The organism is Castellaniella daejeonensis, assembly GCF_039523555.1.
GTDB lineage: Bacteria > Pseudomonadota > Gammaproteobacteria > Burkholderiales > Burkholderiaceae_B > Castellaniella > Castellaniella daejeonensis.
In genome coordinates this window covers 215572-229201 of record NZ_BAAAFN010000011.1, presented here as the reverse complement: position 1 = coordinate 229201, position 13630 = coordinate 215572, and the positions used below count along the sequence as shown (strand labels likewise).

Annotated in this window: 13 protein-coding genes; all 13 read left to right on the top strand. The window is 69.3% G+C overall.

Annotated features, from left to right (window positions below; all coding sequences use genetic code 11):
- Nucleotides 1–4 precede the first annotated feature (4 nt).
- A complete protein-coding gene (locus tag ABD022_RS08215) occupies nucleotides 5–739 on the top strand; it encodes a uroporphyrinogen-III synthase (protein ID WP_325124905.1) in 735 nt (244 codons plus the stop codon).
- A 27-nt stretch (nucleotides 740–766) separates the two neighbouring features.
- Complete coding sequence (locus ABD022_RS08210; protein ID WP_325124903.1) at nucleotides 767–2026, top strand: uroporphyrinogen-III C-methyltransferase; 1260 nt, start codon at nucleotides 767–769, stop codon at nucleotides 2024–2026.
- 12 nt (nucleotides 2027–2038) lie between these two features.
- Complete coding sequence (locus tag ABD022_RS08205; protein WP_343820829.1) at nucleotides 2039–3520, top strand: heme biosynthesis HemY N-terminal domain-containing protein; 1482 nt, start codon at nucleotides 2039–2041, stop codon at nucleotides 3518–3520.
- A 31-nt stretch (nucleotides 3521–3551) separates the two neighbouring features.
- Entirely contained in the window at nucleotides 3552–4091 is a 540-nt protein-coding gene (ppa, locus tag ABD022_RS08200; RefSeq protein WP_325124899.1) for an inorganic diphosphatase, read from the top strand.
- Between the two features lie 140 nt (nucleotides 4092–4231).
- The gene (locus ABD022_RS08195; protein ID WP_325124935.1) at nucleotides 4232–4930 is read left to right on the top strand and encodes a fumarylacetoacetate hydrolase family protein; all 699 of its coding nucleotides are present in this window, start codon (nucleotides 4232–4234) and stop codon (nucleotides 4928–4930) included.
- Between the two features lie 391 nt (nucleotides 4931–5321).
- Entirely contained in the window at nucleotides 5322–5552 is a 231-nt protein-coding gene (locus ABD022_RS08190; protein WP_323024361.1) for a hypothetical protein, read from the top strand.
- 1 nt (nucleotide 5553) lies between these two features.
- Complete coding sequence (locus ABD022_RS08185) at nucleotides 5554–6867, top strand: hypothetical protein (protein WP_343820827.1); 1314 nt, start codon at nucleotides 5554–5556, stop codon at nucleotides 6865–6867.
- A gap of 1 nt (nucleotide 6868) precedes the next feature.
- The gene (locus tag ABD022_RS08180; RefSeq protein ID WP_325124895.1) at nucleotides 6869–7594 is read left to right on the top strand and encodes a TadE family protein; all 726 of its coding nucleotides are present in this window, start codon (nucleotides 6869–6871) and stop codon (nucleotides 7592–7594) included.
- On the top strand, nucleotides 7591–8319 hold the full coding sequence (locus tag ABD022_RS08175; RefSeq protein WP_325124893.1) for a hypothetical protein: 729 nt from the start codon (nucleotides 7591–7593) through the stop codon (nucleotides 8317–8319). Before ABD022_RS08180 ends, ABD022_RS08175 begins: the two co-directional genes overlap by 4 nt.
- Entirely contained in the window at nucleotides 8316–9377 is a 1062-nt protein-coding gene (cpaB, locus tag ABD022_RS08170) for a Flp pilus assembly protein CpaB (RefSeq protein WP_325124891.1), read from the top strand. The genes ABD022_RS08175 and cpaB overlap by 4 nt, the downstream gene beginning before the upstream one ends.
- The gene (locus tag ABD022_RS08165; RefSeq protein ID WP_325124889.1) at nucleotides 9374–10879 is read left to right on the top strand and encodes a type II and III secretion system protein family protein; all 1506 of its coding nucleotides are present in this window, start codon (nucleotides 9374–9376) and stop codon (nucleotides 10877–10879) included. The genes cpaB and ABD022_RS08165 overlap by 4 nt, the downstream gene beginning before the upstream one ends.
- Nucleotides 10876–12759 carry a TadA family conjugal transfer-associated ATPase gene (locus tag ABD022_RS08160; protein WP_325124887.1) on the top strand — a complete coding sequence of 628 codons (1884 nt, stop codon included), beginning with the start codon at nucleotides 10876–10878 and terminating at the stop codon, nucleotides 12757–12759. Before ABD022_RS08165 ends, ABD022_RS08160 begins: the two co-directional genes overlap by 4 nt.
- Nucleotides 12747–13592, top strand: coding sequence for a type II secretion system F family protein (locus ABD022_RS08155; protein ID WP_325124885.1), 846 nt, complete (start codon nucleotides 12747–12749; stop codon nucleotides 13590–13592). The genes ABD022_RS08160 and ABD022_RS08155 overlap by 13 nt, the downstream gene beginning before the upstream one ends.
- Nucleotides 13593–13630: the final 38 nt, after the last annotated feature.

Sequence of the window (13630 nt, the reverse complement as noted above, 5' to 3'; positions counted from 1 at the left end):
GGTTGTGCTCACGCGCCCCGCGGGGCGCAATGATGCGCTGGCCCGGGCGCTGCGCGCGGCCGGCCTGACCGTGATCGAGGCGCCGGCCCTGGCGATCGAACGGCTGGACGCCATCGTGCCGCAGTTCCAGCCGGGCGATCTCTGCGTGTTCGTCAGCCGCCAGTCGGTGGACGCCTATTTCGGCAGCCGTGCCGCCGCGCCCTGGCCAGATGGCGCCTGGGCGTCGGCCGTGGGCTCGGCTACCGCCTGCGCACTGCGGGCACACGTACCCCAGGACAGGATTCTGGCGCCCGCCACGGATGTCCCGCCGGATTCGGAGTCGCTGCTGGCCGTCATCGAGGCTGCGTGCCTTGTGCCGGGCCGCGCCCACATTTTTCGGGCCCAGCGGGGCCGCGACTGGCTCGCACGGCAGCTCCAGGCGCGTGGCTGGAAGGTCGAATGTCATGCGCTGTACCGGCGCAGTCCCGTGGTCTGGGACCGTGCCACATGTTCGGCGCTGGCGGAATCGGCTTCCTGTACGCTGCTGCTGACCAGCCTCGAGGCCGTCGATGCCGTGGCCGACAGCCTGCGCCGCCAGGGCATGGACTGGCCGCCCGTTCTGAGGGTCATCACGCTGCACGAGCGGATCGCGCGGCGTTTACAATGCATCTATGCCGAACGGCCTGCGGGGGCACTGAGCGTGCACCTGAGCGCGCCCGATGAGGCCGCCCTGTTTCAGGCTATATTGGCATCTGCGTGATCAGCCAAGAAGGACACCTACGCCGCCATGACCGATACCGACAACAGCTCGTCCGCCCCGACTTCCGAATCGGCGACGCCCGCCTCGGCGCTGGCAACGGCCCAGGCCGGAACAAGGCGGACGCAGTCGGCGGGGATCGTCCTGGCGGTGGTCCTGCTGGTCCTGCTCGCTTTGATTCTGGGCGGCGCGCTGTACTACCAGAACCGGCAGTACCGCGATCTGCGCGCCGACTTGCAGCGCCAGCACGAGCAAAGCGTCCAGCTGGTGCAGGAAACCCATGCGCAGGCCGACCAGGCACTGACCCTGGTCAAGGAGCAGGCCGCCAGGATCGCAGACTTGCACAGCGCACTGGACGCAACCTCGGGCCAGGTCCGGGAACTCGATCAGGCCCTGCGGATGATGACGGACAGTGGCTCCGACCTGCTGCTGCTCAATGACATCGACCACCTGGTCACCATCGCCCAGCAGCAGCTTTCCCTGGGCGGCAACGTCGCCAATGCGATCATCTCCCTCGAAGCCGCGCAGGCCCAGCTGGCCAGGGCCAATCGCCCCGGGCTGGCGGCGCTCCAGCAGTCGATCAATGGCGATCTGGACCGCCTGCGCGCCGTGGCGACCATCGACCTGCCGACCCTGAGCGCGCGGATCGACCGCCTGTCCGACCTGCTGGGCATCGCACCCCTGCTGGTTCCCGACACCGCTGCTTCCGCGGCCGGCCAGACCGCTGCGGTGGCGTCGGACCCGACGCCGGCCGCCGCACCCGCGTCACCGGCCGAGCCTGCCCCCGAAGGCTGGCGTGCCGTAGCCGCCGAAGCCTGGCAATGGACGCGCGATGCGGCCAGCCTGGTGTCGCAGGATCTGCGCAGCCTGTTCGACGTGCGCAGGGTTGACGATGCCGCCGCATTGCTGATGTCGCCCGACCAGGCGCTGCGCTTCCGCGAAGTCCTGAAGCAGCGCGCCGTGACGGCCCAGCTGGCGTTGATGATGCATCAGACGCGCATCTGGCAGACCGAGCTCGAGCAGTTGTCCAGGGCCATCGACCAGCGCTACGACATGCGCGCCGAGTCTTCCCGCGAGGCCTTGAAGATCGCCCGCGAACTGCATGACACGCCGATCGTGATCGCCTTGCCGACGGTGGACAACAGCCTGGCCGCCATCGCGGCCGCCCGGGACGCCGCGGCAGCGGAAGAAGAGCAGGACCAGGACGCCCCCGACGATGATTCCGGGCAGGATGCCGCACCGGCGGTGCTGTCGCCCGTCGCGGCGCCTGCCGGCGCCGGTGCGATCTGAGGAGACGGCGCGATGCGATCCTGGATCTGGACCCTGATTCTGTTCGCTGCTGCAGTGGCATTGGCCCTGGTGCTGCGCGAACACGGCGGCAACGTCCTCATCATTGCGCAGCCGTGGCGCATCGAGTTGTCGCTGTCTCTGGCAGTCGTGCTTGCGCTCGCGGTTTTCCTGGCACTTCACTGGCTGTTGCGCGTACTGAACTGGGTCGGATCCAGCCCGAGCCGGCTGCGTGCCTGGCGCGGCCGCCGCGCCCAGAAGCGCGACCTCGAACTGCTCGAGCGGGGCTGGATCAATGTCCTGGAAGGCCGCTATGTCCAGGCCGAGAAGGACCTGTCCAACCTGCTGTCGCGCACGCGCTCGGCCGACCGCAAGGTGCTGGCCGGGCTCAGCGCGGCGCGCGCCCTGCACCTGCTGGGCGAGACCGCACGGCGCGATCAGGTCCTGCGGCTTGCCCAGGAGGGTGCCGGCCAGGATTCCCGCCTGCGCCAGGCCGTGGATACCGTGACTGCGGAAATGTACCTGGATCAGAACCGGGCCGAGGAAGCCCTGGACCTGCTCGAACCCCTGCAGGATGCCTCTTCGCGCTTCCTGCACGGCACCCGCCTGCTGCTGCGTGCCCATCGCCAGCTGGGCCATGCCGAACGCGTGTACGAACTCACACGCCTGCTGCTGCGCCGGGGCGCCATCGACGAAACCCAGGCGCGCCAGTTCATCCGCGAATCGACCGCGCAACGCCTGGCGCGGGTCGATGAGTCCGGCTGGAATGCGGTCTGGGGCGACCTGAGCGCCGACGAGCGGCTGGATCCCGATGTGGCGCTGGCTGGTGCCCAGGCCCAGATCCACCTGGGCCATCCGGCCGAAGCGGCCCGCATCCTGGAAGCCTCGCTGGGCCGCCAGCTGGACGACCGCCTGCTGCGTCTCTATTCGCGCTGCGATGCGGCCCAGGCCCGCCAGCGCCTCGGGCACGCCGAGCTCTGGCTGAAATCCCATCCCGATCATCCGGGCCTGCTGGCGGCGCTGGGGCAGATCTGCCTGGCAGCGCAGCTCTGGGGCCAGGGCGAGCACTATCTCGAGCGCAGCCTGGCGCTGCGCGCCGACACCCACATCCACGCTCTGCTGGGCAACTTGCACGATGCGCTGGGCCACCCAGACCAGGCCTTGCGCAACTGGCGGCTGGCCTGCCAGGCGGCGGATGCCGAGATTCCCGTCGTCGACCGCCTGCTGCCGGCTGCCGATACGCGCGGCGACCCGCATTTCGACGCGGTGGACGACACGACGCCGGTGGAGCCGGCTCCTTCCGCTCCCTATGCGGCCAGCGGTGTCTATGTCCAGGACGAGACCGATGCGGACGCGATTCCCGTCGCGGCACCGGCGCCCGAGCCTCCCGCTGCGCCGGCCGTATCCGGATCCGCGTCCTCCGAGGACGAATACTTCGATACCGCGCCCATTCCCGGGGTGGACATGTCCCAGACTTCGGACGGCGGCGCGCGCTGAGATTTTTCTGTCTGACCTATCAAGGAACCCCATGAGCCTAGATCGTGTGCCGGCCGGCGACAAGCTGCCCGAGGAATTCAATGTCGTGATCGAGATCCCGATGAACGCGGATCCGGTCAAGTACGAAGTCGACAAGGCCAGCGGCGCCGTGTTTGTCGACCGCTTCATGCTGACAGCCATGCACTATCCCTGCAACTACGGCTACATCCCCCAGACGCTGTCTGAAGACGGCGATCCCGTGGACGTGCTGGTGATCGCGCCGTTCCCCGTGCAGGTCGGTTCGGTGATCCGCTGCCGTGCCCTGGGTGTGATGAACATGGAAGACGAGGCCGGCAAGGATGCCAAGCTGCTGGCCCGGCCCGTCGACAAGCTCTATCCGCCGTACCGCCAGATCGAATCGACGTCCGACCTGCCGGCCGAGGAACTGCAGCGCATCCAGCATTTCTTCGAGCACTACAAGGACCTGGAAAAGGGCAAATGGGTCAAGGTCCAGGGCTGGTCCGGCGTGGATGCCGCCAAGCAGGAAATCCGCTCCTCCGTCGAGCGCTATTCGCAAGCCAAGGCCGCCTGAGGCGACCCATCGGTGTTCTGCCGCCCGGCCTGTGTGCCGGGTTGGTTTTTTGGCCTCCAGGCCGGTCCCAGGCAAGATGTGCCCGTTTGCAGGGCGGCAAGCCGAAGACGCGGCGCGGAGGCCTTTTTCCGGAGTCCATGATGGATGAAACCGTGATTCCCCGTCCCGAGGTGCCTTCCGTAGCCGTGCAGGGCACGTCGGCCCGCTTTCCCGTGCGGCGCATCTACTGCGTCGGCCGCAATTACGCGGAGCACGCGCGTGAAATGGGCGACTCGGGGCGCGAGCCGCCGTTCTTCTTTTCCAAGCCCGCCGACGCCGTCCTGAGCGTTGCCGAAGGCGCCGAAGGCGTGCTGCCGTATCCCCCGCTTACCCAGGATCTGCACCATGAAGTCGAACTCGTCGCCGCGCTGGGTTCCGGCGGCCGCGACCTGACGCCCGAGCAGGCGGCTGCCTGCGTCTGGGGCTATGCCATCGGCCTGGACATGACGCGCCGCGACCTGCAGGCTGCCGCCAAGAAAGCCGGCCGCCCCTGGGAAACCGGCAAGGCTTTCGATTACAGCGCGCCCATCGGGCCGCTGCACCCGGCGGCATCGACCGGAGCCCTGGCCAAGGGGGCGATCACCCTGTCGGTCAACGGGCTGCCGCGTCAGTCGGGTGACCTGTCGGACATGATCTGGTCGGTGCCTGAAGCCATCGCCTACCTGTCCACCTTGTTCGAGTTGCGGGCGGGCGATCTGATCTACACCGGCACCCCGGCCGGGGTCGGCGCCGTCGTGTCCGGCGATCGGCTCGAGGGCGCCATCGAAGGGCTCGGCACCCTGCGCGTGCGCATCGGCTGATCCGGTGGGCACGCCGTTTTCGGCGTGCCCGCCATCGGCCGGGTCTTCGACCGGCCCGGGATCCCGGTGCCCGGCCGAGACCCACCGCCCGTCCGTTGCGGGCTGATGGCGGGATGCTTTCGGCCAGGACGGGAAGTGCGAATAGGCGAGCAGGCGAGGGCGGGGCACACTGGGCCCCATTCCCTTACCGGAGCCCGCCATGTCCGCCTCTTCTCGTCTGCCGTGCCGCGTCCGTCCCCGCGCGCATGTCCACCGCATCCGCCGTATTCTTCCCGGTGCGGCGTCCGCCGCTGCACTGCATGCGCCGTCAAGGCCGGGCTCGCTGAACGCGCCGCTGCTCCTGGCGCGCCGGTCCGACGCGTCGAACCGGGCTGCGCAGCGCGGGCAGGCCATGGTGGAGTACGTCGTGGTCGTTGCGCTCGTCGCCGTGGCCGCCATCGCGGTCTACCAGCTGTTCGGCCAGGTGATCCGCGCGCAGACAGCGGCCATGGCGCGCGAGATCGCTGGCGAAGACGGCTCCGAGCAATCTCGCATCGCCCAGACGGCGGCCGAGTCCGCCGCTGCCCAGGCGGCCGCCAAATCGTTGAAGTCCTTCACCGGCAATGCGGCAGCGGGGCAGTGAGATGTCGGGCCGCCCCCATTCGTCCCGTAGCCAGCAGGGCCAGGTCCTGGTGCTCGGCATGCTGCTTGCCGCCCTGCTGGGCCTGGCCTGGATGCGCTATTTCGCCACCGGCCAGGTGTTGGCGGCCAAGACCCGGCTGGTCCATGGGCTTGATGCCGCTGCCTATAGCGGTGCCCTGGTCCAGGCCCGAACCCTCAATTTCCTGTCCTACCTGAACCGTGCCCGCCTGGCGCATCAGGTGGCCATGGCCCACCTGGTCACCCTGGGCAGCTGGGCGCAGTTCGCCGGCATGGAAGCGCGCCGCCTGGCGCAGGGCAATCCGCCTGCCCATCTGATCGGCCTGATGTTCGGCGCCGATCATGGCCGCGCCTATCTGGCAGCCGCAGCGGCCACCGGACTGGAAGCCCGGGCGCGTGCCTCGGGGTCGCTGGGCAGGGCCCATACCGCACACGAGCGCTTCGTGCATGAGTTGTCGGCGGATCTGACCCGTGCCCTGGTGCGCGACTTGCCCCAGGTGCGCCTGGATGCGATGCGGGCCGTGCTGGCCAGTCACTATCCAGAATATGACCCCGGCGACCTGAAACCCGAGGTCGTGGATGACGCCTGGACCGGTTTGCTGCGCCACCATGCCCCGGATGGGCCTCTGTTCGATCTGGTGCGCCATCTGGCCGGCCTGTATCCCTTCCTGGCGCCGCGGAATCATACGGCGCGCAATCCCTGGCCGGTCAGCGGGCGATGTCCGCATCTGCGCCACGAATTGCGGCGCCGCGGCGGCACGGCACTGGACGATTCAGGCCGTTGGCGGGCAGGAGACACGCAATCCTTCCACGCCGTGCGCTCCAATCGCTGGATCGGTTGCTACTACCGAGAATACGCCATGGGCTGGGCCTGGATGCCGGCGCAGCCCGGGCAGGCCATGGATGCCGAACACGTCGATGTGCCGCCGGAAGATTTCTCCGACCAGGATTTCTGGCGCTGGGTGCGCTCGGTGGCGCAATGGGACCTGGTGGATGGCCGGGACAATCCCCTGGCCAATTCCTATGCCTTGCGTGATCGGCTGTCCTGGTCTTCCCGAGGACTGGGAAACTACCTGGATGTCGCCTCCGGAGCAGGGCAGAGCGCTGCGGCGGGGTTCGTCGTGCGCATGGTCCTGCCGGACGCCCGGGGCCGTCCGATCCACGCTCTGAGCGCGGCGGAAAGCCTGTTTTCTCGGCCGGAACGGCGCCCGGATGGGTTGGACGAGTCCCCGAATCTGTTTCATCCCTACTGGCATGCACGCCTGGCGGCCGCGCTGGCGGATGCCCCGGGAGACTGACATGCCTGCGCATCAGCACCCGCACCAGGCCGGGCAGGCCCTTGTCGAGACACTGGCCGTGCTGGCCGTTCTGGGCAGCCTTTGGCTGGGCATCGCCTGGCTGGGGCGCCTCCAGGATGCCGCCCTGCAACTGGCCCATGCCAGCCGCCGCGCAGCTTTCGCGCATGCACACCAGGGCCTTGCACCGGAAGCGCTGGGATCCGGCGGGGACGGCTACCTGGATGCCACCGGGCATCGCTGGAGAACACGGCGGGGGTCGAATCTTCTGGCGGAAGATGTGCACCTGGCGCTTGAGCCAGGCGGCGCCGCCGCCGGCCGACAGCCTGGCGATGCCGTGGCCGGGGCGGCGGATCTGCGCCGGGAGCTGCGGTTGGGCGATTCGACCGTCTGGCGTGCCGTCGCCCGGGTCCAGAGCGCCGGAGAAGACGGGACGACGGGAGCCCTGTCGGATTTCGATCATCTGGGTCTTGACCTGCGCCGCCACACTGCGATTCTGCGCGGCGATGGCGCGGCGGCCGACGATGCCGGCGCCCAATCGACTCTCGCAGGCAGTCCACGTGCCTGGAGCGATGCGGCCGCGGCATCCCGGGCGGCCGGACAGGGAGCCCTGGGCCGCATCGGCCGGGTGGATTCTGCCTGGGGCCGCGCCTTGCCCGACTGGGACTGGGTCGGTCCCTGGACCACCGCCGTGCCGCGCCTGCATCTGCAACCCTGGAGGCAGCCATGAGCCTGTGCATTGCGGGAGCGCGAGGATTGATTTCGCTGGCGGCTGCACTGATGCTGTGTGCCGGTGCGGGTGCTGCAGAGCCCTGGGATCCTGGAAGGATCGAGAGCCTGGCCGGATGGCGCTGGGCAGCACCCCTGGCTTTCGATCTCCCGGGCGGCCGCATGCTGGTGCGGCGTTTCCGGGCGCCGGTGGCGCCGGTGGACGCGGCGCGGCGCCTGGCGCATGCCGGCCGGGCCAGGTTCGGGCAATTGCAGTTCTCCGGTGCGGGGCTTTTGCTGTCGGGCGTTCAGGATGGTCGGCACTGGCTGGCGCAGTTGCAGCCGGCCGAAGCAGGCAGCGGGGAGACGACCGGCCTGTTGTCCAGCCTGGAGCCCGGGCGCCGGATCGACGCAGGTTTCGATCCGGTGGCACTCGTGCCGCCAGACGCACGCCCCGTGCTGCGCGCTTCCAGCCGCATGGGCCGCGCGGCCGGACTCCTGGCCAGCTACCTGTGCCCGGGCCCATATCGACGCGTCGACGCGGCTGTGCGGGACGCCCTGCAGGGCCGGCATTGGCAGCCGGCTGCAATGCAGGCTACTGCAGCGGCGGGGGACGCCCCAGGCCGGGCACGATCGGCAGCCGGCGAATGGGTGCGGCCAGACGGCGCGCGCCTGACGGTTCATCTGCATCCCCGGGCCGATGCCGTCGTCCTGACGTTCTGGCATCGTCCCAAGGAGTCTTCATGACATTGCCTTCTTTGCGCATTCCCCGGTCTGCCATCCTGGGGGCGCTGGCCCTGGGCACCGGCCTGCTGGCGGCGGGCGCGCTGGCCCTGCATGTACGCGAACGCGAACGGCAGATCGAAGCTCGTGCCCGCCTGGACATGGTCGAACGCATCGTGGCCGCCCGGGATCTTGCGGCCGGCACGCGGCTGGCGCCCGATGATCTGGCCGTGCGCAGCTTTCCCGCGCGCTGGGTGGGCAGCGATACCCTGCCGCTTGCCAGGCTGGGCGAACTCGAAGGCAGGATCCTGACGGCGGCCGTGCGGGCCGGCGATGCCCTGGTGCCCGCGCATGCCATGCAGCCGCAGACCGCCTTCTCGGAACATCTGGCGCCCGGAAGAAGGGCCATCACGCTGCCGGTCGATCAGGTCAACTCCCTGTCCGGACTGCTGCAGCCCGGCGATCTGATCGATCTGTACGTCTCCTTCGATCATAGGCGCAGGCGCTTGACGGCGCCGTTGCTCCAGGGCGTGCTGGTGCTGGCGACGGGCCGCGAGACCCGGACTTCAGGGGTCGGATCCGAAGAATCCTCTTATTCCACGGTGACGCTCGATGCGGCACCCGAGGACGTGGTGAAACTGGTCGCCGCCCGCCAGGCAGGCACGCTGACCGCAATCCTGCGTCATCCCGGCGACGCGCGTGCCGACCGCCGGGCGGCCCGGGGCGATCTGGCGTCCTTGCTGGGCGTGAGCGATCCGCCCCGCATCCCCGCGCGGCGCGCCGTCATTCTGTATGGCGCATCAGGGGCGCGAGCCTTGCCGGGCTGGGCCGATCCCGATGGTCAGGCCGCGCGGCCGGGCAATGGCTGGTTCGACCTGCCTGCGGGCCAGGCGCTGGCCAGCGCCTGGATGCGCGTTCTTGCGGAACAGGCGGCGGCGCCCTTGCCGCTGACCGGCGAAGGCACGGCCGCTGGTGCCGTGGTTGTGCCTTCGGTCCAGACCACCTGGACCGATCCGGCCGTGGAAGATGGCGAGAATCCCATGATGGATGCCGGGCGTTCCGGGGACGAGGCGCTCCCATGAAGACATGCCTGTCCGCCGCATGCCGCCTCTGCACGGTCTTTTGCCTGTCCTGGATGCCGGCCATTCAGGCCGCAGCAGCCGCCGCGTCCGCCGGCACGCCGGCCGCAGTGAACGAGACGTCCCTGGCACTCCAGGCGGGCGAGGTCCGCGTGCTGGGTATTCCCGGTGTGGCGCGGGTGGCGGTGGGCGATGGCAAGATCCTGAATGCCGTCAGCACCGACGACCGTGAAGTCATCGTGTTCGCCCGTAAGCCCGGTTTCAGTACGCTGCATGCCTGGACGGCCGATGGTCAGGCCTATCGCTATGCCGTCGAGGTGGCGCCCGAGGGTGCCCGCCAGCTTCAGGACGAGTTGCGCACGCTGCTGGAACGCATTCCGGGCGCCCGCGTGACGTCCCTGGGCGATAAATTGCTGGTCGAGGGAGACGATTTGTCCGATGGCGACCGCCAGCGCCTGGCGGAGCTGGGGCGCCGTTATCCGCAGTTGCTGGATTTCACCGGCACGGTCGGATGGGACCAGATGGTGCTGCTGGATGTGCGCGTGGTCGAGGTGCCGCGTTCCCTGCTGCGTGAAGTCGGCTTGCGCTGGGGCGGCCAAAGCGCAGGCGGCGTGAATGCCGGCCTGGGCTGGGACGGGGGTTCCCGCCGCTATGCCGATCGCCCGGGCGAAACCGTGCTGCCCCTGGCCTTCCCGTCTCCTCGTGCAGCCGGCTATTTCGGCATCAATGCGCTGCTGTCGGCGCGCATCGACCTGCTGGCCCAGGACGGCAGGGCAGTGGTACTGGCCCAGCCCCAGCTCCTGGCCCGCAGCGGCGCGACGGCCGAATTCCTGGCGGGTGGAGAAGTGCCCTACAGCACGGTGGACGGCAATGGCAATACACAGACGGCCTTCAAGCCCTATGGCGTGTCGCTGCGCATCACTCCATCCATCGAGCGCAGCGGCGCCGTGCGTTCGCGCCTGGAAGTCGAAGTCAGTGCCATCGACCCATCGCTTTCCGTGCCGGGAGGTCCTTCCCTGAAGACCCGGCGCACAGCCACCGAATTCAACGTCCGTTCCGGACAGACACTGGTGCTGGCCGGTTTTCTGTCGCGGGACACGGCGCGTAATGTGGATCGCGTGCCGGGCCTGGGCGAGCTGCCCGTTCTGGGGGCGCTGTTTCGTTCCGTGCGTTTCCAGCGTAATGAAACAGAGCTGGCAATCCTGGTCACGCCGCAGTTGGTGACTGCGGATCACCCGCGCATGGATCTGCGTGTCCGGCGAGCGGATGCAATCCTGGATCGGGCGTTCCCAGCCGAACCCGTGCTGCTTGCGCCCATGCGCCCGGCAACCCCGGTTTCCGTACGGGTGCCCGGTTCGGGCTGGAATCCGCGTGCGATCGGGCCGGATTCCCAGTGGCTGGGGGCCGCCGGCATGCCAGGGGGCAGCGCCCCGGAGGGCGGCGCATCCGCGGCATCCGGATTCCCCTTCCGGCAAAAGACTCGCATTGCCGGGGAGGCGTCATGAGCACCATCGATCTCGACCTGTGCTTCGAGGATGGCAGCCGCCGGCGCGAGCGGCATGCCTTGCCTCTGCTGATCGGCCGCGACGCGGCCTGCGGCCTCGCCTTGCGCGCCTGGCGGGTGGGCCGTCGGCATGCGCGCCTGTTGCGGCGCCAGGATGAACTCTGGGTTGAAGACCTGGGTTCTCTGTTCGGCACTGTCGTCAACGGGGATCGGATTGCTGCCTACGGTCCGCTGCAGGAGTGCGACGAGGTGGTGATCGGTCCATGCCTGCTGCGCGTCCTGCCGGCGGGTACCGCCGCGGCACAGGATGCCGGATCGGCGGGAACGGCCGTCACGGCAGCGGGCAGTGTTGCGGCCGATCCCGTGGTGACGGCAGAGACCGGCGATGAGTGCCGGCCGGCTGTCCCGTCTGACACCGGTATAGCCACCGGGGAAAAGGCGGACGGGGTTCCCGGGGCAGGGGAAAGCGCGTTGAGGGTCGATGGCGTCGGGACGGGCGCGGAAACCCATCGGCGCCGTCTGCACCAGGACTTGATTGCTGCGTTGCAGCTGCGCCGGCGGGATATCGGCGGAATGAGCGATGCCGCGCTGCGGGCGGAGGCCACCGCCGTGCTGTCCGGCCTGATTGCCGCCGATGGATCCCTGCCCGCGGAACTGGACCGCGAAGCGCTGGTCCGGGAACTGGTGGACGAGGCCGTGGGCCTGGGGCCGCTGGAACCCCTGCTGGCCGATCCGGGCATCACGGAAATCATGGTCAACCGTCATGACGAGATCTACGTCGAGCGAAGCGGGCGCCTGGTGCGGGCCGCCGCCAGCTTCAGCGGAGAGCAGGCGGTGTTGGGAATCATCGACCGCATCGTGGCCCCTCTGGGGCGGCGGATCGATGAAAGTGCCCCCATGGTCGATGCTCGCTTGCGCGATGGATCGCGAGTCAATGCCGTGATCGCGCCCATCGCCCTGCGCGGCGCCAGCCTGACGATCCGCAAGTTCCCTGCCCGGCGGCTGGACATGGCTGATCTGCTGGCCGTCGGTGCTCTCGATGATGCCATGGCGCGGTTCCTGACGCATTGCGTGCGCCATCGCAAGAACCTGGTCGTCTCCGGCGGCACGGGATCGGGCAAGACGAGCCTGCTGAATGTCCTGTCCAACGCCATTCCGGCAGGCGAGCGCGTCATCACGATCGAGGATGCGGCCGAACTGCGCCTGAATCACGCTCATCTGGTCAGCCTGGAGGCCCGGCCACCGAATGCCGAGGGCCGGGGCCGCGTGGAAATCCGCGACCTGGTGCGCAATGCCTTGCGGATGCGGCCCGACCGCATCGTAGTGGGGGAGTGCCGGGGCGGCGAAGCTTTCGACATGCTGGCCGCCATGAATACCGGGCATGAGGGATCGCTGACCACACTGCATGCCAACAGCCCGCGCGATGCGCTGGGGCGCCTGGAAACCATGATCCTGATGGCAGGCATGGACCTTCCGCTGGCCGCGATCCGCGAGCATGTCGCTTCCAGCATCGACTTCATCATTCAGCTGGTGCGCGCTGCGGATGGCCGGCGCCTGGTGAGCGCCATCGTGCAGGTGACAGGTCAGGAGGGCGGCCGGATCCAGTTGCAGGACCTCTTCCTCGGGCATCCCGGGCCGCCCGCAGTGTTCGCGGGCTGCGGCCTGCCGCCCGATGGCTTCGAGGGCGCCGCGGCATTGGATGCCTCGCTGTTCTCGGGCCGCACCGTCTGCCAGGGACGGGCGGCGCTGGACTCCGCGGCTCGATCCGGCGGCCGGCCTGGCGTTGGGCCGCTTTCCGGCGCTCCTTCGGCGGATGCACTGGAATCCGGCGTGGCCGTGCGGGATGACCGGTCCGCAGGGGACGCACCATGGACATCCTGATCTTCGCGGGATTCTCGGGCAGCATCGCGTTGGCCGTCTGGTGGCTGCTGGGATGGACGGAGCGCGCCTGGGCGCGCTATGAAGCGCGCATGCGGGATGAAACCCGGCGCACGCTGGATGCATCTTTCCTGTTCCTGGACATGGCCCAGTTGCGGCCGGCCGCAGCCGCTCTGGGCCTGGCCCTGATGCTGACGGTCGCCTGGATGGCGGGCCGCTGGTGGGGCGTGCTGCCCGTGCTGGCCGGCTTGCTGTGCGCTCCCCCGCTGATCCTGCGCCACATGCGCCAGCGCCGTGCGCAGCGGTTCGATGCCCAGTTGCCCGACCTGGTCCAGGCTCTGGCGGGGGCATTGCGCGCCGGGGCTGGGGTCCAGCCCGCTCTGCGGCATCTCGTGGCCCAGTCCAGCCCGCCGTTGTCCCAGGAATTCGGCCTGCTGCTGCGCGAACAGCGTCTGGGTCTGGGCTTCCAGGACGCCCTGCAGCAATTGCGCATCCGCATGCCGACCGAATCCTGCGGTCTGGTGGTGTCGGCGCTGGGCATCGCCGCCCGCACGGGCGGCGGGCTGGCCGACACGCTGGAAGGCATCGCCCAGACGCTGCGGGCGCGGCAACACTGGCTGGGCCGGGTCGAGGCGCTGACGGCGCAGGGTCGCATGCAGAGCCGCATCATGGCCGGCCTGCCGGCGGCCCTGGCCCTGGTTCTCGTCCGCCTGGAGCCCGAGGCCATGGCGCTGATGTGGCAGACATGGTACGGCTGGCTGGTGCTGTCGGCGATCCTGGTGCTGGAAGGCGTGGGCATCGTCTGGATCCGTCGGGTGTCCTCGATCGAGGTGTAGCGGACTGAACCGGCCGGGGCAGGCGATCGATGCATGTT